Below are 23,954 nucleotides of genomic sequence, written 5' to 3'. Positions count from 1 at the left end.
GCCGACTTCTCACGCAACGGTATTCGGCTACCGGCCGACCTCGCGGAGGCGGAAGTCCTCGACCGTCTCCCGGCGGATCAGCAGGCGGGCCCGGCCGTCCTTGACGGCGGCCACCGCCGGGCGGCCGACCAGGTTGTAGCCGGAGGCCATCGACAGCTGGTACGCCCCGGCCGCCGGGACGGCCAGCAGGTCCCCCGCACGCAGGTCGGCGGGCAGCACGGCGTCACGGACCAGCACGTCGCCGGCCTCGCAGTGCCGGCCCACCACGTCCACCCGGGCCGCGCCCGCCTCCGAACGGCGGCCCACCAGGCGGACGCTGTACGGCGATCCGTACAGCGCCGGGCGCGGGTTGTCGCTCATCCCGCCGTCCACGGCGGCGAAGCAGTGGCCGTCCGCGGTGTGCTTCACCGACAGCACCCGGTACACGGCGACGGCGGCCGGGCCGGCCAGCGCGCGGCCGGGCTCGACGATCAGCCGCGGCACCTCCAGGCCCGCCTCGGCGCAGCGCACCGCCAGCCGGTCGGTCACCCGGACGGCGAAGTCGGCGACGTCGAACTCGGCGTCCCCCGGCAGGTAGCGGATGCCGTGGCCGCCGCCGAGGTCCAGTTCGGGCAGTTCCACGCCGTGCTGCTCCCGGATCTCCGCGAGCAGCCGCACCAGCGCGTCCACCGCCTGGAGGTAGGGCTCGACCTCGGTGATCTGCGAGCCCAGGTGGCAGTGCAGGCCGGCCAGTTCGAGCCCGGGCTGGTCGAGCACCCGGGCGATCGCGTCGGCCGCGTCGCCGCCCTCGATCGGGAAGCCGAACTTCTGCCCGCCCACTCCCGTCTGGACCGCCGTGTGGTGCCCGGCGGCGATCCCCGGGACGACCCGGACGAGTACCCGCTGCGGGGTGTCGGCGGCCACCAGGGCGGCCAGCCGGGCGATCTCCGCCGGTCCGTCGATCACGATCCGCCCGACCCGCAGCCGCCGGGCCAGCCGCAGTTCCTCCGGGGACTTGGCGTTGCCGTGCAGCAGGATCCGCTGCGCCGGGAAGCCGGCCGAGGCGGCCAGCCACAGCTCGCCGGAGGAGCAGACGTCCAGGCCCAGGCCCTCCTCGGCCACCCAGTCGGCCATCGCGCTGCACAGGAACGCCTTGGCGGCGTACAGCACCTCGGCGTGCGGCAGCGCCCGCCGGTACGCCCGGGCGCGGTTGCGCACCTCGGCCTCGTCCAGGACGTACAGCGGGGTGCCGAACCGCTCGGCCGCCTCCGCCAGCCCCACCCCGCCGACCAGCACGTCGCCGCCGGGGCCGGGCCGCGCCGAGGCCGGCCAGGGGCCGCCGAGCGCGTCGACGGCCGGGGCGTCGGGGCGGGCGGTGGAGGTGCCGGTGGAGGGGGCGGGGACGGCGGAGGGGACGGACGGGGCGGTCAGCTGCGTCATGGCGGTACTCCTACGGGGCGGGGCGGGGTTGCGGCACGCGGTGGGCGGGGTCAGTCCTCGAACTGCATCGCGATCCGGCAGTGCGCCGGGCGGCCGCGGTCGCGGCCGACCGTGGGCGCGGGCGCCGGTTCGGGCGGCTCGGGGCTGTCCTGAAGCTCCTGCCGGTCCTGCCGGACACCGGCGGGCACCAGGCGGACCAGGCGGCGCGGCGACTGGTCGACGGCGGTGACGATCGTGCTGCTCACGGAAGGCTCCTCGGGCTCGGGCGGGCCACCGTGGTGCGGCCCTCGGTTCCAGTGGATGCCCACCGAACGCCGATCGCACCGGGCCTTGACGCGTGGCCTACGCTCCGCCGTGCGTCCTTGACGCCTTCCTGACATCCGCCGCCCCGGTCATCACCCGTACGGCCGCACCCGACCCCGAACGTCCGTACGACCGCCCGAATGCCCACCCGGTCCGGATGTCAGGGAGCCGTCAAGGACGGCCGCCCGCACGCCAAGCCCGCGTCAAGAGGCGCGTGGCGGGCGCGGATCCGGTGGTGGGCTGGCCGCCGTCCCCGCCGCCACCGAGTCCGCCGCCCCGTTGCCCCGCAGCCCGGGGCGGCCCGGAAGGTCTTCCGAGACGATGCGCCGTTCGGCCCTCACTCCCCCGGACACCACCACGCCCCGAACCGACTGGTTCCGCCGCCCGGAGGGCGTCCGCGAGCAACCCCCGCACGACCGACCGGACGACCGGCCGCACCAACCGCAGCACCACCCGAGCCACCACCCGAGCCACCGGCCGACCGGCCCGGACGGCGGCCGCCGCCGGCTCATCACCCGCCGCCAGCTCACCGAGGCCCTGCCCGCCGCCGTCCGCAAGCTCCACCCGCGCACCATGATGCGCAACCCGGTGATGCTCGTGGTGGAGACCGGCTCCGCGCTCACCACGCTCAGCGCGGTGATCCACCCGAGCGTGTTCGCCTGGGTGATCGGCTTCTGGCTCTGGCTGACCGTGCTGTTCGCCAACCTCGCCGAGGCCGTCGCCGAGAGCCGGGGCAAGGCGCAGGCCGAGTCGCTGCGCCGCACCCAGGCCGGGACCACCGCCCGGCGGCTGCTGCACTGGCGGGTCGGCACCCGCGACCACCGCCACGAGGTGATCCCCGCCGAGCAGTTGATGCTGCACGACGTGGTGCTGGTGCCGGCCGGCGAGGTCGTGCCGCAGGACGGCGAGGTGGTCGAGGGGGTGGCCTCCGTCGACGAGTCGGCGATCACCGGGGAGTCCGCGCCGGTGATCCGCGAGTCCGGCGGTGACCGCACCGGCGTCACCGGCGGCACCAGGGTGCTTTCCGACCACCTGGTCGTCCGGGTCACCTCCCGGCCCGGGCAGAGCTTCGTCGACCGCATGATCGCCCTGGTGGAGGGCGCCAACCGGCAGAAGACCCCGAACGAGATCGCGCTCAACATCCTGCTCGCCTCGCTCACCATCGTCTTCCTGCTCTCGGTGGTCTCGCTCCAGCCGATGGCGATCTACGCGCACGCGCCGCAGACTACCGTGGTGCTGGTCGCCCTGATGGTCGCGCTCATCCCGACCACCATCGGCGCACTGCTGTCCGCGATCGGCATCGCCGGGATGGACCGGCTGGTCCAGCGCAACGTCGTCGCCCTCTCCGGCCGGGCCGTCGAGGCCGCCGGGGACGTCGACGTGCTGCTGCTCGACAAGACCGGCACCATCACCCACGGCAACCGCCGGGCTGTCGCACTGCACCCGCTGCCCGGCGCGAGCACCGAACAGCTCGCCGAGGCCGCCCAGTTGGCCTCCGTCGCGGACGAGACCCCCGAGGGGCGCTCGCTCGTCGAACTGACGAACCGTCAGTACTGGGTGCCGCCCCGCGCCCCCGGCGAACTCGGCGAGCAGCGGCCCGTCCCGTTCACCGCTCACAGCCGGATGAGCGGCGTCGACCTGACCTGGCCCGACGGGACGAACTGCCTGATCCGCAAGGGCGCCGCCGGCGCCGTCGCCCGCTGGGTGGTGGAGTCCGGCGGGCGGATGCCGATGGAGGCCAAGCCGCTGGTGGACCGGATCGCCGAGGCCGGCGGCACCCCGCTGCTGGTCGCCGTCCACGACCGGCACGGCGCCCGCGCGCTGGGCGTGGTCGAACTCAAGGACGTGGTGAAGGAGGGCATCGCCGAGCGCTTCGCCGAGCTGCGCAGGATGGGCATCCGCACCGTCATGGTCACCGGCGACAACCCGCTCACCGCCCGCGCCATCGCCGCCGAGGCCGGGGTGGACGACTTCCTCGCCGAGGCCACCCCCGAGGACAAGCTCGCCCACCTGCGCCGCGAGCAGGCCGCCGGGAACATGGTCGCGATGACCGGCGACGGCACCAACGACGCCCCCGCGCTCGCCCAGGCCGACGTCGGGGTCGCGATGAACTCCGGCACCCCGGCCGCCAAGGAGGCCGGCAACATGGTCGACCTCGACTCCAACCCGGCGAAGCTGATCGACATCATCCGGGTCGGCAAGCAACTCCTCATCACCCGCGGTGCGTTGACCACCTTCTCGATCACCAACGACGTGGCCAAGTTCTTCGCGATCATCCCCGCGATGTTCGCGAACGCCTACCCCGGGCTGCACCACCTCAACATCATGGAACTGCACAGCCCGACCTCGGCGATCGCCTCCGCGATCATCTTCAACGCGCTGATCATCGTCGCCCTGATCCCGCTGGCCCTGCGCGGCGTCCGCTACCAGCCCGCCTCCGCCACCGACCTGCTCCGCCGCAACCTGCGGGTGTACGGGCTGGGCGGGCTGATCCTGCCGTTCCTCGGCATCAAGGCGATCGACCTGCTGATCCAGTTCGTGCCGGGCCTCGGCTGAGCCGCACGGCGCGCCGGAGCTGTCAGAAGGCCGTCAAGAAGTGTGCGACCGGCGTCATGGAGCCATCAGCGGCGGTACGGACGGACCGGTTCCGGGGTTCACTGGAATCATCCGAACCAAGGAGTACGGAACCGGGAGTACCCGACCGGAGAAACGGAGGCGAACGGCCATGACCGGGACCACCCGAGTGATCGTCGGCCTGAGCGGATCACTGAGCAGTCTGGCCGCCCTCTACCACGCCGTCGGCGAGGCGGCCCGCAGCGAGGCCGTGCTGGTGCCGGTGGCCGCGTGGAACGCGGGCGAACGCGACGGCCTGCGCCCGCTGTCCGAACTGGAGCACGCCGCCCGGCGGCGGCTGGACATCGCCTTCGAACAGGCCTACGGCGGCTACCCGGCCGGGCTGGTCATCCACCCGCTGGTGGTCAAGGCCGAGCCCGGGCCGGCCCTGGTCGGCGCCGTCACCGGGCCGGAGGACCTGCTGGTCCTCGGCGCCGCCACCCGCCGACGGTTCGACCGGCTGCGGCACGGCTCGGTGGCCCGGCACTGCCGCCACCGCGCGGGCTGCCGGGTGGTCGAGGTGTCGCCCTCCGCGCTGCTGACCCGGCTCGAACTCCCCGCCCGCACCGGGGCACCGCTCCCGCTGCTGGGGCGCGCCTAGCTGGGGCGTGTCCCCCGGATCTCGCCGGACAGGCCCTGAGCAGCTCCCCCGAACCCGCCCGCCGGCTCGACGCGTCACCTCACCCACGCCGAGCCGGCGGGCGCCATCGCGCCCGGGCCCGCCGGTCCAGGGCCCCTGGTCCGGGCCCGCCCCGGCGCCTCCCCCAACTGCACCACCGCGTCCGCGTGTTCGCGCACCAGCGGTAGGTCGTGGCTGATCAGCGCCAGCGCCACCCCGCGCTCGGCGCGCAGCCGGCCCAGCAGGGTCACGATGCCCGCGGCCGTGTCGGCGTCCAGCCCGGAGGTCACCTCGTCGCACAGCAGGACGTCCGGCTCGGCCGCCAACGCCCGGGCGATGGCGACGCGTTGACGCTGGCCGCCGGACAGCTCGGGCGGGTGCCGGGCGGCCAGGTCGGCGGGAAGGCCGACGGCGGCCAGCAGTTCGGCGACCCGGCCGGGGCACTGCTCGTGCGGGGTGGTGTGGTGCAGCCTCAGCGGACGGGTGAGGGTGGCGCCGACCGTCCGGGCCGGGTTGAGCGCGCCGAGCGGGTTCTGCGGGACGAGTTGGACGCTGCGGCGCTGCTCGCGGGTGCGGGCGTGGTGCGAGCCGGCCAGCGGGGCGCCGTCCAGGGTGAGGGTGCCGCCGGTGGGCGGGTGGAGCCCGGCGAGGACCCGGACGAGGGTGGTCTTGCCCGCGCCGGAGGGGCCGATGATGCCGGTGCAGCTGCCGGGCGCGAGGTGCAGGTCGACCCCGGTGAGGATCCGGCGCCGCCCGCGCCCGTACCCGACGTGGGCTTCGACGCCGAGCGCGGCCAGCCCGACGGCGGTGCGCGCCGCGACCGGTCCGGACGTACGGCCGGCCCCGGTCCGGATGGCGCCGCCGCCCGCCCCGGGGCGGGCCGGGGCGAGGACGAGCACCTCGTCGGCGCAGCGGGCGACGAAGGCGGCGTCGTGGCTGGCGAGCGCGACGGCGATGCCGTGCCGGCGGGCGAGTTCGCGCAACAGGTCGGCGATCTCGTCCCGCAGGGCGGGGTCCAGGCCGGCGCCGGGTTCGTCGAGGAGCAGCAGGTCGGGGCGGCGGGCGAGGGCCCGGGTGAGGGCGACGCGGCGCTGCTGACCGCCGGAGGGGGCACCTGGGAGGGCGAGGGCGCCGGGGAGGCGGCGTTCGAGCCGCTGGTCGGCGGGCAGTCGGACCCGGGCGAGCAGGTCGCCCACGGCTTCGGGGCCGCGGTCGGCGGCGGCCCCGGCGGGCAGTCCGGCGACCCGCGTCCGGGGGTTGAGGCCCGAACCCTGGTCCTGGCCGAGGAAGGCGAGCCGGTGACGGCGCAACCGGCGCAGCGCTTCGGGAGCGAGGGAGAGGACGTCCTGGCCGAGGACGGTGACCAGCCCGGTGGCCCGGGCGCCCGGGGGCAGGGCTCCGGCGAGGGCGTGCAGCAGGGTGGTCTTGCCCGCGCCCGAGGGGCCGGTGACGGCGTGCACGCGTCCGGGGCGCAGATCGAGGCTGACCGGGGCGAGCAGCGGGGTGCCATCCGCGAGGGCGATGGCGAGCCGGTCGACCCGGGCGGTCGGGTTCTCGGTCACAGTCATTCCGCGCGTCCTCACCCCCGAACCGAAAGCACTTAGGTTTGCCTATCCTGAAGTTGAGCCCCCGGCAACCCTCCTGCCACACAATGGCTCAGGAGTGACCACCCCGCCGACGTTCTCGGCCGCCGTCCGGCCGTCGGCACCAGAACGTGCCCGGCGCGTGCCCGCCGCGCGGCTGGTGTCACTGCGGGTCGTGCAGGTGGTCGCTCAACCAGGTCAGCGACGGCGGGAGCAGCCTGGTCCAGGTGGTGAAGTTGTGCCCGCCGGTCTCCACGGTGGCCTGGGCGACCACCAGCGGCGGGCGGGCGGCCGCGGCGAAGGCCACGGAGTCGGCGTAGCCGTGGCCGTCCTCCTTGCTGTCGGCGAGGAGCACGGCCAGGGCGGGCATCGGCAGGTGGGCCAGGCGCCAGTTCAGGTCGGCCTCGTCGCGCCGCTGCCGGCTGCCGCCGAAGAGGTCGCCGGTGGTCACGTCCTCGGCGGCCTTGAAGTAGCCGGACAGCGAGACCGCCACCGGGAAGGTCTCCGGGTGGACCATGCCGAGCTTGACGGCGCAGTAGCCCCCGGTGGAGTCGCCGATCACGCCGAGGCTGCCGGTGCCGTCGAGCACCCGGTAGGAGGCCCGCAGGTCGGCCGGCACGTCGGTGGTGAAGTAGCGCTGGGCCTGCGGGCCGTTCGGGACGTCCTCGCACTCGCTGTCGCGCGGCATCGACGGCGAGGGGCGCACCAGCACCAGGACGGTCGGCTTCATCGCCCCCCGGCGCAGCAGGTCGAGTTCGTACGCCGGGTAGCGCAGCTTGGTGACCAGGTTGGCGGCGTCCCCCGGGAAGCCGGTCATCACCAGCACGGCCGGGAAGTGCCGGGTCTCGGCGCCGGGCCGGAAGTACTGCGGCGGCAGGTAGACGTACCCGTCGGTGCTGAGCCCGGTGGTGCCGCCGGGCAGCCGCACCCGGTCGAGCCGCCCGATGGTGGCCGGGCCGCGGTCGGCCCCGTCCGCGCCGGTGATCTCGGCGGTGCCGAGCACCTGCACCCCGGCGGGCACCTCGGCCGGGGTGCCGCCGGGGGTGCCGCCAGGCCCTCCGGACGGAACGACGGTCGGGCTGGCAGACGGGCCGCCCGCCTGGATGACGCCCGCCCCGCGGTCGCGCCCGAACAGGTCGGACCAACTGCTGTAGAACACGAAGTCGTCGTTGACGGCGAGCCCGAGGGTGGCCAGCAGCGCGAACTGGGTGACGGCGATCGTCCCGAGCCGCAGGAACACCGCGGGCCAGCTGCGGACGGCCAGCCGGGGCCAGACCCAGAGCGTGCCGAGCACCGTGCACACCGCGAACAGCGCCGCCAGCGCCAGCAGCTTGTGACTGGTGAGTCCCATCCGGCCTCCCTGGGCGCGTCCGACGGCGCGACCCAGGGTAACCAGGGCGGGACCGAACGTCACTCCCTCCGGTCGGCCACCGTGTTCAGATCCATGTCGCTCCATCGCCCCCGGCCGGTCCCGTTCCTTCGGTACGGCGATTGAAGCGGCGGCGACCGGCCGGGCGCGAGTGGGCCCGCACATCAGCCGCACCCGGCCCCACCTGGTCGATCGTCCAACGGCGGGCTCTCCCACCGGCGCCAACTTCGACAAGGGTGTCGAAGTTGGCGTGAGGCCCGGGCTATGCTGTCCCGAAGTCCGAGGATGACCCCCCCTTGCCCCGTCGACGAACGCACCAGCATGGCGCGCCCGACCGGAAGGAGGCGAGACGCATGGACAGCAGCAGTGCGGGCCGCACCACCCACCCCCACCCCCGCATACCCCGGTCCGCCTCCGGCAGACGGTGAGCACGGTCGAGACGGTGAACACGCCCGTCGCCCGGACTTCCTGACGCAACGTCAAGTCTTCTTGGCGCCACGTCCCACACGTCGGCCCTGCCGCCACCGCCGTCCGCGGCCCCTTCGCCCGCCCCGGTCTCCCCCGCCGAGGAGAGGTATCCCATGACGACGTCCCGGCCCTACCCGCGCCCCGCCGAAGCCGCGGTGCTGCTCACCGTCCTCGCCCTGCTCGTCGCCGAGGAACTCGCCCTCGGCCTGGCCGAGGAGGAGGACCGCCCGGTCATCAACGCCGTCCTGATCGGCGCCTCCGGCTCCGGCCTCCTGGCGGTCGGCGCGGTGCTGCTCGGACGCTGGCTCGACACCCGCCGCCCACTCCCGTTACCCCCGCCCGGCCCCAACGGCCGCGAGTACAGCGCCCGCGCCCTCGAAGACTTCCCGATGGACGCCGTGCGCCCACTCCTCCTCGCCCACCAGGCCCCGCAGCTGGGCCAGTTGTACTCCGCCTGGATGCTCGCCCGGGCCGGCCGCCCGGCCCCGTGGATCGCCCGCCGACTCGGCATCCCGCTCGACGCCGCCCACCTCCTCGTCGACGCCGCCCGCACCCGCCACGACTGAGCCGACGGCGTCAGCGGCGCCGGCCGGGCGCCCCCGCGCCCGCCTGCGCCAGCAGGAACGGCACCAGGCCGCGCTCCGCCAGCGCCGACCGCCAGGCGTCCCGCGCCAGCCCCAGCTCCCCCAGCACGCCGGTCTCCCCGCCGGACTCCGCCGACCTCGACCGCGAGGCCGCGCCCAGCAGTCCCAGTCCGCCCACCAGCAGGCTCACCGCGGCCACCCCGGCCGCCACCCACCCGGCGCCGACCAGCGCGTGCCCCAGCACCTCGGCGTCGTCCGCCAGCCCCAGCGCGTACCCGAGCAGCAGGAAGATCGCGGCGGCCACCCCGGCGACGATCGGCACGATCACCCCCAGCACCCCCCACCACCCGGACACCCGCTGCCGCCCCGGCTCGTCCACCGGCAGCCGCGCCACCGCGTCCTGGTCCGCCCGCAGCGCCGCGTACCGCTCGTACTCGGGCGCCGCCGCCGCCAGCACGAACTCCGCGTTCTCCCGGGCGCTCCGCCGCAACCGCTCCACCCCCGGCCCCTCGTCCCCCACCGCCCGCAGGGCCGCCCGCACCTGCGACCCGGCCAGCGCCCTCCCCAGTTCCGTCTCGAAGTCGGCCCGATCCTGCTGCGGCAGTCGAAGCGGCCTGTCCATGCCGTGCCCCCGTTCACTGTTCTCCTAGTTCTACAGAACTGTAGAACATGGCGGCGGATAGCAGCAGCCCCGTTCACCTGTGGGCTTGCGATTCAGGAGCGGCCGGCACCCGCGCGGCCGACGGACCGGTCGGCTCAGGACACCGTCAGGATCCCCCGCATGAAGTGGTGCAGGGTGCACAGGTACGAGGAGGCGCCCGGCCGGGCCGGCGCGGTGAAGGTCGCGGACGCGCCCGGGGCAATGGTGCCGGTGTCGAAACTGCGGTCCTGGGCGGTGAGGGTGTGGTCGACGGTGTCGGCGTTGCGGACCGTGACGACGGCGCCCGGGCGGATGGTGAAGTCGGCCGGCTCGAACGCGAAGTCCCTGATGGCCACCACCCCCGGGGCGGGAGCGGTGGCCGAGGACGGCGAGGCGGCCGGGGTCGCCGAAACGGACCCGGTCGGCCCCGGGCCCGAGGTCACGCCCGAGGTCGCGACTGAGGTCGAGCCCGAGTCCGGGCCTGAGTCCGGGCCGCCCACGCGGACGGAGCAGGCGGCGAGGGCGGCGCCGAGGAGCACGGCGGCCACGGCCCGGGCCCGCGGACGCATCAGGAGCCGAAGAGCGGGACCCGCCGGGCGTCGGAGGACGCGGGCGGGGTGGCGCCGAGGTCGGAGACCGTGGCGATCAGGACGGCGTCCGCGCCCGGGATCCAGTTGACCGTCTTGGACTGGACGACGAGCTGCCGCTGCCGCGCCGTGCCGTCGCAGATCACGTCCGCCTCGGCCGTCCGGCTGGAGCCGAAGGCCATCGAGGAGGTGTCCTCCGGGTCCCGCTGCTCGACCGAGACGGTGAGCGACCGGGCCTCCTCCGCGACCCCGCAGACGTACTCGACGTCGACCCGGACCCGGCCGGGCACCTTCGGGTCGATCCGGGCCTCACCGAGAGTGACGCCCGTGGGGGCCGCGTCCCCGTCCCGCACCCGGGCCGGGGCGGCCACCGAAGCCGCGGCCGGCGCCGGGTCGGCGGCCAGGGCGGGTGCCGTGAGCCCGCCGAGGGCCGTGGTGAGGGCCGTCACAATGATCCACCGCTGCACTGCCAACCTCCCATAACTGAAACCGTGTTGCGGCCGACGCTAACCGCCCCGCCAGTGGCCCGCGCGCCGAGGCGGGGACCCGTCGCACGGACAGCCCAGCCACGGCGGCGACCCGCCGTCACCAACGGCCCAGCGCGGCGGTGACCCGGCATCACCACCGGCCCAACCCGCCGCCGACCGACCGTCACCACCGGGCCGGGCCGCCGCGACGACCCTCCGTCACCACTCACCCCGCATGGACCGGCGCCCGCTCGGCCGCCGTCCCCGGAACCGTCTGAACGGACGAGGGGCCCGCCGCGCGGTACGCGCGACGGGCCCCTCAGGGACGCGAGGCGTTACCGGCGCCCGGCGCCGACCTCGGAGCCGGTGTTCTCGTCCTCGCCCTGCTCGTCGTTCCGGTCGTCGCTCCGGTCCCGGTCGCCCCAGCCGTCGCTGCGGTCGCGGTACAGGGTGAAGCGGTCGAAGAGCACCGGCGTCGGGAACGGGTTGGCCGCGGTGGCGGACGGGGAGTGGTAGTAGCTGACGGTGATGGTGGTGCGGCCGCCCGGCAGCGGCCCGGGGTCGACGTCGAAGACCGCGACGCCGTAGGGGAAGGCGGTGTCCGGGTCGGTGACCGCGGACCAGTGGGCCTTCTCCTTGGCATCCGGGTCGGCCTTGAAGGTGAGCCGCTGGGTGCGCACGGAGGCCTGGCGGACGCCGTCCGCGTCGGCGGGCAGGTAGACGTCGTCGTGGCCGGCGGTGCCGCCACCGCCGAGGATCAGGTGGACGGTGCCCTGCGAGGTATCGATCCGGCGCAGGTCGTCGTCGGCGACGGCCGGGGTGAGCAGGCCACCCGGCTCGGTGCCGCGGACGGGGTGGGTGCGCTCGTAGTCGTGGTCGTGCCCGGCCAGGACGAGGTCGACGCCGTAGCGGTCGAGCAGCGGCAGCAGCTTCTCGCGGATGCCCATGTCACCGCCGTGGCTGGCGGCCGAGGAGGACATCGCGAACTGGTGCAGGTTGACGACGACCCAGTCCACCGCGCGGCCGCGCCGGGCGCGCGCCAGGGTGCGTTCCAGCCAGCGGAGTTGGGCGCCCTCGCTGTAGTCGCTGATGTAGATGGACAGGCCGGTGGCCGGGTCGAGGCTGGCGTCGTCCTCGACGGCGATCTCGTTGCCGTCGAGGCTGACGAACAGCACCGAACCGACCTGGAAGCTGTACCAGTTGCCGCAGTAGTCGCGGGTGCCGTTGTCGGGCAGTTCGAAGCGCGTCAGGTAGGAGGCGTAGCCGAGGTCCCCGCCGCCGGCCTCGACCTCGTGGTTGCCGGGCGCGGGCATCCAGGGCCGACTGGCGGCCGACTTGGCGAGGTTGTTCATGAACGCGTTCCAGCACTGCGGCTGGCGCTGCGGGTTGTTGTTGGCGTACGCGAGGTCGCCGTTGAGCAGGTGGAACAGCGGCGCGAACTGCTCGACCTGGCGGACGGCGGCGGCGCCGTGGATCGAGGACTTGCTGAACACGTTGTCGCCGGTGCCGAGATCGCCGAAGCTGGTGAAGCGGAACGCGGCCCGGCCACGCGCGGGCGCCGTGCGGAAGGTGCCGCGCACCGGGCCGGAGCCGTCGTGCAGCACCTCGTAGACGTACGTGGTGTCGGGCCGCAGGCCGTCCAGGCGGACGTGGTGGGTGTACGTCTCGACCTTGTTGAGCCCGTCGACGTAGGTGCGGGTCTCGGCGTCCACGGTGTGGCCGGCGCCGCCGCGGGGGGTGCCGATCCGCACCCGGGGGCGGCGCACACTGGCGGGCGTCGCCCAGGAGACGGTCATCTCGCGGGACGGCTCGTTGCCCCACTGGAGGTGGATCTGCTCCGGTCCGGGGGTGCCCGCCAGGGCCGGCTGCGTCCAGAGGAGGGCGGACGCGGGCAGCGCGGCCAGCGCACCGGCCGCGGTACCCGTCCGAAGGACCGTTCTGCGCGAGGGATGTGACACTGCCGCCTCCAAGGCTCCGGGAAACGCCCTGGAGAGTCCCAGCCGAACCGGGCGCCCGGGCCACCGGGGAAGGTTCTTCCGGCGAACGCCAGTTGAACGCCGGATCGGATCGGGCGGCGATCGACCGTGACACCGGTCAGGCCGGTCAGGCCGGTCACACCGGTTACGCCGGCCACGCCGATTACGCCGGGAGGATTACCGATCCCTGACGGCCGGTCCGTCCACGCCCGATCCGCCGCACCGCGCGGCTAGCGTCGGCGGCATGGAGATTCTGGTCACCGGCGGAGCCGGGTTCATCGGGTCGGCCGTGGTCCGCGCACTGGTCGCGGCCGGGCACGGGGTGCGGGTGCTGGACGCGCTGCTGCCCGCCGTCCACCGCTCGGGGCGGGCCCCCGAACTGCCCGGGGGCGTGGCCTTCGAGCAGGGGGACGTCCGGGACGCCGCCGCCGTGCAGCGGGCGCTGGCCGGGGTGGACGCGGTCTGCCACCAGGCGGCGATGGTCGGCCTCGGGCTGGACCTCGACGACGCCCCCGCCTACGCGGGCTGCAACGACCTCGGCACGGCCGTCCTGCTCGCCGCGATGGCCCGCGCCGGGGTCCGCCGGCTCGTCCTGGCCGGCTCGATGGTGGTGTACGGGGAGGGCCGCTACCGCTGCCCCGCGCACGGCGACGTGGCCCCGGGCCCGCGCCGCCCGGCCGACCTGGAGGCCGGGCGCTTCGAGCCGCCCTGCCCGGTCTGCGGCCGCGCCCTGAGCCCCGGCCTGGTCGCCGAGGACGCCCCGGCCGACCCGCGCAGCGTGTACGCGGCCACCAAGCTCGCCCAGGAGCACCTGGCCTCCGTGTGGGCCCGGGCCTGCCAGGGCACCGTCCTGACGCTCCGCTACCACAACGTGTACGGCCCGGACATGCCGCGCGACACCCCGTACGCGGGGGTCGCCTCGCTGTTCCGCTCGGCGCTGGCCCGGGGCGAGGCCCCCCGGGTGTTCGAGGACGGCAGTCAGCGCCGGGACTTCGTCCACGTCGAGGACGTCGCCGCGGCCAACCTCGCCGCGCTGGAGGCCCTTGCCGCCCGCGCGCCGGGCAGCTCCCGCGCCTACAACGTGGGCAGCGGCGAGGTCCGCACGATCGGCGAGATGGCCGGGGCGCTGGCGGCGGCGTACGGCGGCCCGGCACCGCTGGTGACCGGCGAGTACCGCCTGGGCGACGTCCGGCACATCACCGCCGACTCCTCCCGGCTGCGCGCCGAACTCGGCTGGCGCCCGCAGGTGCCGTTCCCCGCCGGGATGGCCGAGTTCGCGGCGGCACCGCGGTCCGGCGCCACACCTGACGGTCCGTCCGATATCGGCCGGAACTCACCGGTGAAGAGCGGAGGATGGGGCTAGCCTTGCAACATGGTTGCAAACTACAAGGAAGAAGTGGCCATGAACGACCAGGAATTCGTCAGCGCACCCGCCCTGATCCTCCGGTCCCTCTCCGCCGATCCGGAGCGGCGGGCCATCGTCACCGCCGACGGCGTCGAGATCACCGCCGGCGACTTCGCCACCGCCACCTACCGCCTCGCCCACGAGCTCATCGCCCGGGGCGTCACCCGCGGGGACACCGTCACCCTGCTCACCGGCAACACCGCCGAGGCGCTCGGCGCCCGCTACGCCGCGGGCCTCGCAGGTGCGCGGGTGGTCACCCTGTACGACGGCATGAGCACCCCCGTCCTGGCCGAGATCGCGGCGAGCGTCGACACCGCCGTCCTCCTCGTGGACGCCGAACGGTACGCGGAGGCCGCCGAGTTGCTGCCCCTGATCGCCGTGCCGACGGTCCTCCGCCTCGGCCCCGGACCGGATGCGATCGGCGAGGACGTGATCGCCGCCTCCGCCAACCGCCCCGCCGAGCCGCCCGCCGTCCGGATCGGCCCGGACGACGACCTCGGCATCCGCCACACCGGCGGCACCACCGGGGTCCCGAAGGGCATCCTCAGCCTGCACGGCCCCTACCGCGGCGTCTTCGACACCTCGTTCGGCTCCGCCGGCACGGCCGGCGAGGCGCCCCGCTTCCTCGCCGCCACCTCGCTCGCCCACCTCGCCGGGATCTTCTCCGACCTGACGCTCCACCACGGCGGCACGGTGGTCCTCCAGCGCACCTTCGACCCCGGCGAGGTACTGGCCGCCGTCGAGCGCGAGCGCATCACCAGCCTCTGGGTGCTGCCGCCGCTGCTCTACCAGCTGCTCGACCACCCGGCGATCGGCCGCACCGACCTGTCCAGCCTGCGGCAGATCACGTACGGGGGCTGCGCCGCCTCGCCGACCCGGATCCGCGAGGCGCTCAAGGTGTTCGGGCCGGTCCTGGTGGGCGTCTACGGGATGTCCGAGGCGCAGCTGATCTCCTTCCTCACCCCAGAGGGGCACGACCGGATCGCGCAGGGCGGCCAGGTCTCGGTCGGCCGCCCTCTCCCGGGCGTCGAGGTGGTGATCCGGTCCGCCGACGGCACCGAGCTGCCCACGGGGGAGCAGGGCGAGGTCCACGTCCGATCGGCCGGACTCATGGCCGGGTACTGGAAGCGGCCCGACCTGACCGCCGAGGTGCTGCGCGACGGCTGGCTGAACACCGGCGACGTCGGCTACTTCGACGCGGACGGCTGCCTCTACCTGGCCGACCGGGTCAAGGACCTGATTATCGTGGTCGGCGGGCACGTCTACCCGTCCGAGGTGGAGGACCTCCTCCTCACCCACCCGGCGATCGCCCGCTGCGCGGTCTTCGGCGTGCGCGACGCGCAGGAGGCGGAGCACGTCCACGTCGCCGTCGCTCCCGCTCCGGGGCAGCAGCCCGAGTTGGCGGACGTCCAGGCGTTCGTCACGGCCCGCAAGGGGCGGATCTACGCGCCGGAGGCCCTGCACCTCGTGGACGAGATCCCGCTGACGTCGGTCGGCAAGCCGGACAAGAAGCGGCTGCGCGAGGCCGTGGCCGAGTAGGCCGAGCGGGCCAAGTAGGCCGAGCGCGCCGCGCGTCCGAAGGGCGGACCCCGGGACCTGCCTCGTCATTCCCGCCGGGCGCGCGGCGCGGGCAGGGCGATCTCGAAGCAGCAGCCCCCGGCGACGTTGCGCACCTCCGCGCGCCCGGCGTGCGCCTCGACGATGCCGCGCACGATGGCGAGCCCGAGCCCGGCACCGCTCTCGCCGGGCTCGCCGGCGGCCCGGCCGTCGTCGCGGCGGGGCGTGCGGGCGGAGCCGCCGCGCCAGCCCGTCTCGAACACCCGGGGCAGGTCCTGTTCCGGGATGCCGCCGCAGCCGTCGGTCACCGACAGCACCACCTCGTCGGCCTCCCGCCGGGCGGCGACGGCCACCACGCCGTCCGCGGGGGTCGAGCGGATCGCGTTGACCAGCAGGTTGCCGAGCACCCGGGTGATCTCCCCGCTGTCCACCTCGACCGGCTCGGCCGCCGCCGGCTCGTCGGCCACCTGCCGCCCCTCCAGCCGGACGCCGCGCCGCCGGGCCAGCGGGTACGCCCCGGCGAGCGCGTCGTCCACCAGGTCGTACACCGAGACCCGGGTGAGCGAGAGGGCGAGCGCGCCCGCCTGGATCCGGGAGAGCTCGAACAGGTCGTCCACCATGCCGGTGAGCCGTTCGACCTCGGTGCCGATCCGCACCAGGTAGCGGTCGGGGTCCTCGGCGACGCCGTCCTCCAGCGCCTCGGCCATCGCCCGCAGGCCGGCCAGCGGGGTGCGCAGGTCGTGCGAGATCCACGCGACCAGCTCCCGGCGGGAGTGTTCCAGGGCCTGCTCGCGCGCCCGGGACTCCGCCAGCCGGGCGCTGGTGGCAGCCAACTCCTCGCTCAGCGCGGCGAGTTCCGCGCCGAGCGGGTGCGCGGGCGCGGTGAACCCGGCGTCACTGCCGACCGTCCGGACGGCCTCGGTCAGCGCCCGGCTACCGGCCACCACCTGACGGCCGAGCAGCGCGGCGGTGAGCAGCGAGACGACGGCGGCCATGCCGAGCACCGTGATGACCACGCCGAGGTCGTGGGTGGACAGGAACATCGCCTGCGCCACGGCGAACGTCCCGGACGTCACCGCGAGGACGGTCACCACCGCCACGCAGAACAGGGACAGGGCGACGGAGCGGCGGCGCAGCAGCCGGATCGCCGCCCAGCCGAGCAGGCCGGCCCCGCCCGCGCCGAGGGCGGCGAACAGGGCGATCAGCAGCAGGTCCTTCACGCCGCACCGCCCTGCGGGTGGTGCGGCATGTCGTGAGCCGGGTCATGGGGAGCCGGGCCGTGGGGCGCCGGGTCGTAGCGGTAGCCGACGCCCCAGACGGTGCTGATCAGGGCGGGCGCGGCCGGGTCGTCCTCGATCTTCTCGCGCAGCCGCCGGACGTGGACGGTGACGGTGGAGAGGTCGCCGAAGTCCCAGCCCCACACCCGCCGCATCAGGCTCTGCCGGGAGAACACCGTGCCGGGGTGCCGGAGCAGGAACGCCAGCAGGTCGAACTCCCGGAGGGTGAGGGCGAGTTCACGCGCACCCCGGTGGGCGCGGCGGGCCTTCGGGTCGAGCGTGACGTCCCCCGAGCGCAGCACCCCGTCGCCCGGCCCGTCGCCCGGCCCGCCGCCCGTCCCGTCGGCGGCCCCGCCCCCCGCCCGGGCGCGGCGCAGCACCGACTGCACCCGCAGCACCAGTTCGCGCGGGCTGAACGGCTTGGTGACGTAGTCGTCCGCGCCCAGCTCCAGGCCGAGGATGCGGTCCGCCTCGTCGCCCTTGGCGGTGAGCAGCACCACCGGCAGCGCGGCGCCCCCGGCGGAGGCCCGCAGCCGGCGCAGCACCTCCAGCCCGTCGAGGCCGGGCAGCATGAGGTCCAGCACCAGCAGGTCGGGGCGGGTGCGCTCGGCGAGGTCCAGGCCCAGCGCACCGTCGGCGGCCCGGTCCACATGGTGCCCGGCGCGGGTGAGGTAGCCGGCGACGACCTCGGCCACGGTCGGGTCGTCGTCGATCACCAGGATGTGCGAGGTGTCGTTCACCTCGCCGAGGATAGGAGGCCTCGGCGGCGGGCGCGGGCGGAAGCGGGCCCGCGTTCGCGTTCCGTAAGATCCGCCGCCCGCACCCTCGCCCGACCCGGACCAGCCCAACCCGATGCGACCCAGCCCAGCCCAGCCCGATGCGGCCCGGCCCAGCCCAGCCCGATGCGGCCCGGGCCGATCCGCCGGACGGGTCAGCCGCCGGGGCGTCCGACTTCCGTAAGGCTGCGCCGCCGCCGCACCCCGCCGTCCCGCACTTAGCGTGGCCGGGTGACCTCACCCACCTCCCCCGTCTCCCCCGTCGACGTCGTGCTGCCCTGCCTCGACGAGGCCGCCGCGCTGCCCTGGGTTCTGGGGCGGATCCCGGACGGCTGGCGGGCCGTCGTCGTCGACAACGGCTCCCGGGACGGCTCCGCCGACCTCGCCCGCTCGCTCGGCGCGACGGTGGTCGAGGAGCCCCGGCGCGGGTTCGGCGCCGCCTGCCACGCCGGGCTGCGCGCCGCCACCGCCGACCTGGTCTGCTTCCTGGACTGCGACGGCTCCCTCGATCCCGCCCAGCTCCCCCTGGTCGCCGGTCCGGTGCTGGCCGGCTCCGCCGACCTGGTGCTGGGCCGCCGCCGCCCGGCCACGGCCGGGGCGTGGCCGCTGCACGCCCGCCTGGCCAACACCGTCCTGGCCCGACGGCTGCGCGCCCGCACCGGCGCGCCGCTGCACGACCTCGGCCCGATGCGGGCCGCCCGCCGGGAACAACTGCTGGCCCTGGGGCTCGGCGACCGCCGGTCCGGCTACCCGCTGGAGATGGTGCTCGCCGCCTCGGCCGCCGGGCTGCGGATCACCGAGACCCCCGTCGACTACCTGCCGCGCGCGGGCCGCTCCAAGGTCACCGGCACCCTGCGCGGCACCCGCCAAGCCATCCGCGACATGCGGGCCGTGCTGGCCGCGCCCCCGCCGACCCTGCTGGTGATCGCCAAGTCGCCCGCCCCCGGCCGGGTGAAGACCCGGCTCACCCCGCCGTGCACCCCCGAACAGGCCGCCGCCCTGGCCTCGGCCGCCCTCGCCGACACCCTGCACACCCTGGGCACGATGCCGGCCGGGCGGCGCGTGCTCGTCCTGGACGGCGAACCGGGCGACTGGCTGCCGCCCGGCTGGGAGGTCGTCGCGCAGACCGGCGGCGGGCTGGACGAACGGCTGGCCGCCGCCTTCGCGCACGCGGCCCGGGTGGCCCCGCACGCCCCGGCGCTGCTGGTCGGGATGGACACCCCGCAGCTGAGCGCCGCCGCGCTGGCCGAGCCGCTGTCGGCCGCACGGCGGGCGGGCACGGACGCCTGGTACGGCCCGGCGGCCGACGGCGGCTTCTGGGCGCTGGGCCTGGCCCGGCCGACCGCCGAACTGGCCGCGCGCCTGCTGCACGGAGTGCCGATGTCCACCCCGAGGACCGGCGCGGCACTCCTGGAACGCCTCGCCGAAGCCGCCTTGACGATTCATCACCTTCCGCTGCTCACCGACGTGGACACCGCCGAGGACGCCCGCCGCGTCGCCGCCGAGGCCCCGGACAGCCGTTTCGCCGCCCAGCTGGGAACGGTCGACCTGAAGCCGGAGGTGGCGAGTTGACGACCGCCACCGCCTGGGTGGACGACCCGTTCGCCGAAGCCGTCCGCACCGGGCGCGGCCCGCTCTGGCTGCGCCGGGAGGACGGCCACCGCCTCCGGCTGGACATCGAACGCTGGTGCGCCCCGGCGGCCGGCGCCGACCACAGCCTGCTCCGGCGCTGCGCCCGCCGGGCCGCGCCCGTCCTCGACCTCGGCTGCGGGCCCGGGCGGCTGGTCGCCGCGCTGCTCGCGCTCGGTGTCCCGGCCCTCGGCGTCGACGTGACCAGGGCGGCCGTCGCCCGCACGGTCGGACTGGGCGGCCCGGCGCTCTGCCGCTCGGTCTTCGACCGGCTTCCCGCCGAGGGCCGCTGGGGCGCCGCGCTCCTCGCCGACGGCAACCTCGGCATCGGCGGCGACCCGGACGCCCTGCTCCACCGGGGCGCCGAACTCATCGCGCCGGACGGTCTGCTGCTGGTCGAGGTGGAGCCCGTGGAGTTGGACGAGCAGGTCACCGTCCAGGTCGAGGGCCCGGACGGCCGGCTCGGGCCGGCCTTCCCCTGGGCCCGGCTCGGCACGGCCGCCGCCCTACGGCGGGCCCACGCCGCCGCCGGACTGGTCGAGGCGGAGCGCTGGACCTCGCACGGCCGCCGCTTCCTCGCCCTGCACAAGCGCTGAGGCGCACAAGGCCGTTGCCCTTGACGGACGCGACCCCACCCTCCTGACGTGTCGGCGGGTCCTCGGCAACGACGGCATCCCGGTCCCGCTGCCATCAGGACGGGCCCCGCAGCCCCTCAGCGGGCCCGCCCACCTGCCCGTTCCGCCGCCGCGCCCACCGACGCCGGCTTCGACTCCGGCTCCTGCTCCAGGCCCGGCGGCGGGGCGGACTCATCCGTCGGCAGCACCCGGTCACGCAGCCGCAGTCCGCAGACCAGGGCGACCAGCAGCACCCCGAGCACCGATCCCAGTACGATGCGCAGCCCGTACGCGTCGGCGATCCGGCCGAGCAGCGGGGCGGCCAGCCCGCCCACCGACATCGCCAGGCCCAGGGTCAGTCCGCTGGCGGTGCCGGGCCGGTTGGGCAGGTAGTCCTGGGCCAGCGTCACCTGGGCGGCGAACGGCAGGAACATCGCCAACCCGAACGCGACGGTGGCGAGTTCGGCCACCGCGAAGGTGGGGGCGAAGGCCACGCCGGCCAGGGCGGGGGCGGCCAGCAGGTAGCCCAGCCGGATCGGGAGGAGCCGCCCGTACCGGTCGCCCAGCCGCCCGCCGAGCAGGGTGCCCGCCGCACCGGCCAGGGTGAGGGAGGTGAGGGCCACCGCCCCCGCGCCCGTCGAGGTGTGCAGGTCGCGCTGGAGGTGCAGGGCGAGCATCGAGGTCACCGTGACGTAGGGCACCGACCAGCAGACCGTGGCGACCACCAGCCGGCCGAAGGCCCGCCAGTCGTCGCGCTGTCCGCTCCCGGCCGCGCCGCCCGTGACCAGCGGCGGCGCGGGGGTGTGGCCCCGGCGGCGCAGCCACGGGCCCTGGGCCGCCCACAGTGCGCCCATCACCACTGCGGGGACGGCGAGCAGCCAGCTGCCGGCCAGGCCGAGCGAGCCGACCACGAGCGTCACCAGGGCCGGCGCCAGCGAGGCACCGAGTGTGCCGCCGACGGAGAACAGGCTCATCGCCTGCTGGGACTGGCCGCCCGCCGCTCTGGCCTGGTTGGTGGCGGGCGGGTGGTAGGCGGCGACGCCGATCCCGGCGAGGGCCACGCAGAGCCAGGTGAGCAGGTAGCTGTCGGCGAGTCCGGCGCAGCCGAGGCCCCCGGCGGCGGTCAGGAAGCCGGCCGGGACGAGCCAGCCGCGGTGGCGGCGGTCGACGAGCAGGCCGAAGAACGGCTGGACCACGCTGGACAGGCCGGTGGCGGCCAGCGCGATCCCCGAGACGGCGGTGTAGCTGTAGTGCCGCTCGGACATCAGGAAGGGCAGCAGTGCCGGGACGGCGCCCTGGTAGAGGTCGTTGACGACGTGGGTGCCGGTCAGGAAGGCCAGCTGGCCGCGCTTCACGTGGTTCCTCCCTCGACCCGGAACGCGAGGCCCCGGTGCGCGGCGTCCCGGTGTGCGGTGTCCTGGTGCGCGGCGTCCCGGTCGAGCACCGGCTGCGAGGTGTCCTCGGCGGCGGCCGGCCGGACCTCGGCCAGGGTCAGTTCATGGAGTTCTGTCACGGTCACTCTCAAGTCCTCGGGTTCTCAGGTCCTCTGAGGAGTTACCTTAGAGTGCTGGTCAGAGCGAAAGCAAGGCATGCCTAACCTGGACGCCGGGTACCTACGAAGCCGGAAGGGCCGCCCGCGATCGACAGGGCGGCGAGGAGAAGATTGGCGCCGGGGTCCAAGGAGCCTTGCAGGATGCCGGTCGTGCACCACGCGTGCGGCTGTCGCCCAACCGCCTCTTGGCCCCACGGTCAGGGGTGCCCCGGCGGCACCCTTCGAGGCGTCCCGGCCGAGCCTGCCACACGCCCCGGGCCACGACAAGACGTCCGACCGGCCGCCTACTCCCGGCCCACCGGCCGCCACTGCGGGTGCTCGCGCTCGGCCCACCGGCGCTCCACCAGCCCGGTCCGCATCCCGAGCCGCGCCTGCGGATCCCGCCAGGCCATCCGGACGTGTCCGACCACCACCACGGCGATGGCGGCGGCCAGCCAGTCGTGGACGAAGGTCGCCCCGGTCCGCCAGGAGGGCGGGGCGAGGCGGGGCAGCCACATCAGCAGCCCGGTGCCGACGATCACCAGCATCGAGCCGAGCGTCCACTGCGCGTAGAGCTTCTGCCCGGCGTTGAACTTGCCCGCCGGCCGGTGCGGGGCGCGGCGCCGGACGGCGCGCAGCCAGTCCCAGTCCGCCGGGGTGAAGCGGCTCAGCCGGGCGGCGTCCGCGCGCAGCGCCCGCGAGGCGAGCCCGAGCAGCAGCGGCACGGGCAGCGCGAGGCCGCACCACACGTGCACCGTCACCACCAGCCGCCGGTTGCCGACCAGTTCGGCGAGCGGGGCGAGGTAGAGGCAGGCCGCCGTGGCCAGGCAGACGCCGGTCAGCGCGGCGGTCGTCCGGTGCACCCAGCGCTCGGCCCGGGTGAAGCGCAGCAGGAGTTCAGCCGGTGGGCGCATCGTCACGTCCGTTCGACCGGCCGACCCAGGCGTCGACGTCGTACCCGTCGCGCTCCCAGTAGCCCGGCTCCACCGAACCGGTCACGGTGATCCCGGAGAGCCACTTGGCGGACTTGTAGAAGTACATCGGCGCGACGTACAGCCGCACCGGGCCGCCGTGGGTGTGGGAGATCGGGCCGTCCTGCATCCGCAGCGCGACCAGTACGTCGTCCCGTCGGGCCTGCGCCAGCGTCAGGCTCTCGGTGTACGCGCCGTCGAAGCAGCTGAACCGGACGGCCCCGGCCCCCGGCCGCACGCCCGCGGCGTCCAGCAGGTGCGCGAGCGGCACCCCCTCGAACGGGGTGTCCGGCACCCGCCACCCGGTCACGCACTGCACGTCCCGCACGAGCCGCCGCTGCGGCATCGCCCGCAGGTCCGGCAGGCGGAACGTCGCGGGCCGCTCGACCATCCCGTCGACGCTGAGCGTGTAGTCCGCCACGCTCCGCTCCGGGACGGACGACACCACCGAGTAGTACCGGAATCCGTTGTTGCCCGGCAGCAGCCCGCTCAGCCCGCTCGGGTCCCGTTCGGCCAACCCCGACTCGGCCCGTTGCAGGTACGGCCCCGCCGCCACCCCGACGGCCCCGAGCCCGAGCAGTCCGAGCACCACCCGCCGCCCCACCGGGGCGCCCCGGCCCTCTTCGCCTGTTCTGTCCACGCCCCCGATTGCACCAGCCCGAGCCCGGCCGGCGCGAGGCCCGGCACCGGTCCGTCAGCCTTTCGTCATCTTCGCCCGCAGGCTCCACGGCCGAGCGGGCGAGCGGGCGAGCGGGCGAGCGGGCGAGCGACCGAGCGACCGAGCGACGCCGAGCGTCCGAGCGGCGGGAGATCGTTTTCCAGTCAAGTTCGACGATCTTTCGAACCCCGTATTCCCCCGGCTCCGGCCACGCCACTACGGTGCCACGCATCCCCGCTGTTCCCCCCTCCCCGGCCGGCCGCGACCGCCGGGGCTACCGATCGGACCGGTGCGCCGTGACCAGAATCCTCCGTCGACTGTGGACCCACGCGGGAAGAGCGGCGGCCGTCGTCGCCCTCCTCGCCGCCGCCCTCACCGGCACGGCGGCCGGAACCGCCACCGCCGCCGCCCCGGCCGCCCCCGCGGCAACCGCCTCGGTGGGCGGCTGGACCTGCCCCGGAACGCCCGTCCCGGACGGCTACGTCATCACCATGTTCAACTCCAGCGGCTGCAACAACCACGGCGCCTGGTTCCAGGCACCCGCCCAGAACCGCCTGTGGACCTGCTCCGGCTCGCCGATCGTCTCCGGCTACGTCCTGACCAACTACAACCCCCAGGGGTGCAGCGGCGTCGGCGCCTGGTTCCACGAACTGGTCCGCAACGGCATCTGGACCTGCCCCTACTCGCCGATCCCGGCCGGCTACCGCAGCACCAGCTACGACGCCCGCGGCTGCAACGGCCTCGGCGCCTGGCTCACCATCAAGGCCTGACCCACACCCGGCGGGGGCCGCCCCGCCCCCCCGGCGGGGCCCCCCCCCCGGGGGGCGGGGGGGGGGCCCGGGGCGCCCCGCCCCCCCGGCCGCCCCCCCCCACCACCCCCACCAACGGCCCCCGCCCCCCCCCCCCGC

At 75.4% G+C, this 23,954-nt stretch carries 22 protein-coding genes and 1 pseudogene; 9 read left to right on the top strand and 14 right to left on the bottom strand.

The window, feature by feature from the left end; all coding sequences use genetic code 11:
* Positions 1-27: 27 nt before the first annotated feature.
* Both lysA and ACIOGZ_RS40700 read right to left on the bottom strand, forming a co-directional pair.
* A complete protein-coding gene (gene lysA / locus ACIOGZ_RS40705; RefSeq protein ID WP_363579911.1) occupies positions 28-1,419 on the bottom strand; it encodes a diaminopimelate decarboxylase in 1,392 nt (463 codons plus the stop codon).
* 50 nt (positions 1,420-1,469) lie between these two features.
* Entirely contained in the window at positions 1,470-1,664 is a 195-nt protein-coding gene (locus ACIOGZ_RS40700) for a hypothetical protein (protein ID WP_400843281.1), read from the bottom strand.
* A 379-nt stretch (positions 1,665-2,043) separates the two neighbouring features.
* Between ACIOGZ_RS40700 and kdpB the strand changes: the two genes are divergently transcribed.
* Both kdpB and ACIOGZ_RS40690 read left to right on the top strand, forming a co-directional pair.
* Positions 2,044-4,278 (top strand): potassium-transporting ATPase subunit KdpB, encoded by a 2,235-nt coding sequence (gene kdpB / locus ACIOGZ_RS40695; RefSeq protein WP_400330107.1) that lies wholly within the window; start codon positions 2,044-2,046, stop codon positions 4,276-4,278.
* Between the two features lie 169 nt (positions 4,279-4,447).
* Entirely contained in the window at positions 4,448-4,936 is a 489-nt protein-coding gene (locus ACIOGZ_RS40690; RefSeq protein WP_063346559.1) for a universal stress protein, read from the top strand.
* A 74-nt stretch (positions 4,937-5,010) separates the two neighbouring features.
* On the opposite strand, the gene ACIOGZ_RS40685 is transcribed toward ACIOGZ_RS40690, so the two are convergent.
* Complete coding sequence (locus tag ACIOGZ_RS40685) at positions 5,011-6,522, bottom strand: ABC transporter ATP-binding protein (RefSeq protein ID WP_400989645.1); 1,512 nt, start codon at positions 6,520-6,522, stop codon at positions 5,011-5,013.
* A gap of 178 nt (positions 6,523-6,700) precedes the next feature.
* Positions 6,701-7,888 carry an alpha/beta hydrolase-fold protein gene (locus tag ACIOGZ_RS40680; RefSeq protein ID WP_363632708.1) on the bottom strand — a complete coding sequence of 396 codons (1,188 nt, stop codon included), beginning with the start codon at positions 7,886-7,888 and terminating at the stop codon, positions 6,701-6,703.
* Between the two features lie 599 nt (positions 7,889-8,487).
* Between ACIOGZ_RS40680 and ACIOGZ_RS40675 the strand changes: the two genes are divergently transcribed.
* Positions 8,488-8,940: a hypothetical protein gene (locus ACIOGZ_RS40675; RefSeq protein WP_363579906.1), complete on the top strand. Its 453-nt coding sequence runs from the start codon at positions 8,488-8,490 to the stop codon at positions 8,938-8,940.
* 10 nt (positions 8,941-8,950) lie between these two features.
* Here ACIOGZ_RS40675 and ACIOGZ_RS40670 read toward each other — a convergent pair whose 3' ends face one another.
* The 4 genes from ACIOGZ_RS40670 to ACIOGZ_RS40655 form a co-directional block, all read right to left on the bottom strand.
* A complete protein-coding gene (locus ACIOGZ_RS40670) occupies positions 8,951-9,580 on the bottom strand; it encodes a hypothetical protein (protein WP_400989643.1) in 630 nt (209 codons plus the stop codon).
* 134 nt (positions 9,581-9,714) lie between these two features.
* Positions 9,715-10,167, bottom strand: a complete 453-nt coding sequence (locus ACIOGZ_RS40665; RefSeq protein WP_400989641.1) for a cupredoxin domain-containing protein — start codon at positions 10,165-10,167, stop codon at positions 9,715-9,717.
* Positions 10,167-10,634 (bottom strand): hypothetical protein, encoded by a 468-nt coding sequence (locus ACIOGZ_RS40660; protein ID WP_400989639.1) that lies wholly within the window; start codon positions 10,632-10,634, stop codon positions 10,167-10,169. Before ACIOGZ_RS40660 ends, ACIOGZ_RS40665 begins: the two co-directional genes overlap by 1 nt.
* A gap of 353 nt (positions 10,635-10,987) precedes the next feature.
* Positions 10,988-12,610: a purple acid phosphatase family protein gene (locus ACIOGZ_RS40655; protein WP_400989638.1), complete on the bottom strand. Its 1,623-nt coding sequence runs from the start codon at positions 12,608-12,610 to the stop codon at positions 10,988-10,990.
* A 262-nt stretch (positions 12,611-12,872) separates the two neighbouring features.
* Between ACIOGZ_RS40655 and ACIOGZ_RS40650 the strand changes: the two genes are divergently transcribed.
* Together ACIOGZ_RS40650 and ACIOGZ_RS40645 are read left to right on the top strand one after the other, a co-directional pair.
* Positions 12,873-13,991, top strand: coding sequence for an NAD-dependent epimerase/dehydratase family protein (locus ACIOGZ_RS40650; protein ID WP_400989637.1), 1,119 nt, complete (start codon positions 12,873-12,875; stop codon positions 13,989-13,991).
* Positions 13,992-14,030: 39 nt separating this feature from the next.
* Complete coding sequence (locus ACIOGZ_RS40645) at positions 14,031-15,572, top strand: AMP-binding protein (protein ID WP_400989636.1); 1,542 nt, start codon at positions 14,031-14,033, stop codon at positions 15,570-15,572.
* 65 nt (positions 15,573-15,637) lie between these two features.
* Here the strand turns inward: ACIOGZ_RS40645 and ACIOGZ_RS40640 are convergent, their stop codons facing one another.
* Both ACIOGZ_RS40640 and ACIOGZ_RS40635 read right to left on the bottom strand, forming a co-directional pair.
* Positions 15,638-16,810 (bottom strand): HAMP domain-containing sensor histidine kinase, encoded by a 1,173-nt coding sequence (locus ACIOGZ_RS40640; protein WP_363618462.1) that lies wholly within the window; start codon positions 16,808-16,810, stop codon positions 15,638-15,640.
* Complete coding sequence (locus ACIOGZ_RS40635; protein WP_400989663.1) at positions 16,807-17,589, bottom strand: response regulator transcription factor; 783 nt, start codon at positions 17,587-17,589, stop codon at positions 16,807-16,809. Before ACIOGZ_RS40635 ends, ACIOGZ_RS40640 begins: the two co-directional genes overlap by 4 nt.
* Positions 17,590-17,874: 285 nt before the next feature.
* On the opposite strand from ACIOGZ_RS40635, the pseudogene ACIOGZ_RS40630 reads away from it, so the two are divergent.
* From ACIOGZ_RS40630 to ACIOGZ_RS40620, 3 genes and pseudogenes are all read left to right on the top strand, one after another.
* Positions 17,875-18,588, top strand: a pseudogene (locus ACIOGZ_RS40630) (glycosyltransferase family 2 protein); the annotation flags it as partial.
* 99 nt (positions 18,589-18,687) lie between these two features.
* Positions 18,688-19,215, top strand: coding sequence for a DUF2064 domain-containing protein (locus ACIOGZ_RS40625; protein WP_400989661.1), 528 nt, complete (start codon positions 18,688-18,690; stop codon positions 19,213-19,215).
* On the top strand, positions 19,212-19,868 hold the full coding sequence (locus ACIOGZ_RS40620; protein ID WP_363579898.1) for a class I SAM-dependent methyltransferase: 657 nt from the start codon (positions 19,212-19,214) through the stop codon (positions 19,866-19,868). The genes ACIOGZ_RS40625 and ACIOGZ_RS40620 overlap by 4 nt, the downstream gene beginning before the upstream one ends.
* Before the next feature lie 116 nt (positions 19,869-19,984).
* On the opposite strand, the gene ACIOGZ_RS40615 is transcribed toward ACIOGZ_RS40620, so the two are convergent.
* From ACIOGZ_RS40615 to ACIOGZ_RS40600, 4 genes are all read right to left on the bottom strand, one after another.
* On the bottom strand, positions 19,985-21,241 hold the full coding sequence (locus tag ACIOGZ_RS40615) for an MFS transporter (protein ID WP_363579897.1): 1,257 nt from the start codon (positions 21,239-21,241) through the stop codon (positions 19,985-19,987).
* The gene (locus ACIOGZ_RS40610; protein ID WP_400989633.1) at positions 21,238-21,405 is read right to left on the bottom strand and encodes a hypothetical protein; all 168 of its coding nucleotides are present in this window, start codon (positions 21,403-21,405) and stop codon (positions 21,238-21,240) included. The genes ACIOGZ_RS40615 and ACIOGZ_RS40610 overlap by 4 nt, the downstream gene beginning before the upstream one ends.
* A gap of 317 nt (positions 21,406-21,722) precedes the next feature.
* Positions 21,723-22,331, bottom strand: a complete 609-nt coding sequence (locus tag ACIOGZ_RS40605; RefSeq protein WP_363579895.1) for a cytochrome b/b6 domain-containing protein — start codon at positions 22,329-22,331, stop codon at positions 21,723-21,725.
* Entirely contained in the window at positions 22,315-23,028 is a 714-nt protein-coding gene (locus ACIOGZ_RS40600) for a molybdopterin-dependent oxidoreductase (protein WP_363579894.1), read from the bottom strand. Before ACIOGZ_RS40600 ends, ACIOGZ_RS40605 begins: the two co-directional genes overlap by 17 nt.
* A 314-nt stretch (positions 23,029-23,342) precedes the next feature.
* Here ACIOGZ_RS40600 and ACIOGZ_RS40595 point away from each other — a divergent pair, with 314 nt between their 5' ends.
* Positions 23,343-23,816: a hypothetical protein gene (locus ACIOGZ_RS40595; protein WP_363579893.1), complete on the top strand. Its 474-nt coding sequence runs from the start codon at positions 23,343-23,345 to the stop codon at positions 23,814-23,816.
* The last annotated feature ends 138 nt before the right edge of the window (positions 23,817-23,954 follow it).

Origin of the sequence: Kitasatospora sp. NPDC088160 (assembly GCF_044741445.1) — a bacterium.
Classification (GTDB): domain Bacteria; phylum Actinomycetota; class Actinomycetes; order Streptomycetales; family Streptomycetaceae; genus Kitasatospora.
Note: the sequence above shows the minus strand (reverse complement) of the source record. Positions and strands in the feature narration are given on the sequence as shown.

Coding starts and splice junctions, on each gene's coding strand:
- ACIOGZ_RS40685 (WP_400989645.1), bottom strand. CDS start 6,522: ATGACTGTGACCGAGAACCCGACCGCCCGGGTCGACCGGCTCGCCATC.
- ACIOGZ_RS40680 (WP_363632708.1), bottom strand. CDS start 7,888: ATGGGACTCACCAGTCACAAGCTGCTGGCGCTGGCGGCGCTGTTCGCG.
- ACIOGZ_RS40645 (WP_400989636.1), top strand. CDS start 14,031: ATGAACGACCAGGAATTCGTCAGCGCACCCGCCCTGATCCTCCGGTCC.
- ACIOGZ_RS40605 (WP_363579895.1), bottom strand. CDS start 22,331: ATGCGCCCACCGGCTGAACTCCTGCTGCGCTTCACCCGGGCCGAGCGC.
- ACIOGZ_RS40625 (WP_400989661.1), top strand. CDS start 18,688: ATGCCGGCCGGGCGGCGCGTGCTCGTCCTGGACGGCGAACCGGGCGAC.
- ACIOGZ_RS40670 (WP_400989643.1), bottom strand. CDS start 9,580: ATGGACAGGCCGCTTCGACTGCCGCAGCAGGATCGGGCCGACTTCGAG.
- ACIOGZ_RS40665 (WP_400989641.1), bottom strand. CDS start 10,167: ATGCGTCCGCGGGCCCGGGCCGTGGCCGCCGTGCTCCTCGGCGCCGCC.
- ACIOGZ_RS40690 (WP_063346559.1), top strand. CDS start 4,448: ATGACCGGGACCACCCGAGTGATCGTCGGCCTGAGCGGATCACTGAGC.
- lysA (WP_363579911.1), bottom strand. CDS start 1,419: ATGACGCAGCTGACCGCCCCGTCCGTCCCCTCCGCCGTCCCCGCCCCC.
- ACIOGZ_RS40675 (WP_363579906.1), top strand. CDS start 8,488: ATGACGACGTCCCGGCCCTACCCGCGCCCCGCCGAAGCCGCGGTGCTG.
- kdpB (WP_400330107.1), top strand. CDS start 2,044: ATGCGCCGTTCGGCCCTCACTCCCCCGGACACCACCACGCCCCGAACC.
- ACIOGZ_RS40650 (WP_400989637.1), top strand. CDS start 12,873: ATGGAGATTCTGGTCACCGGCGGAGCCGGGTTCATCGGGTCGGCCGTG.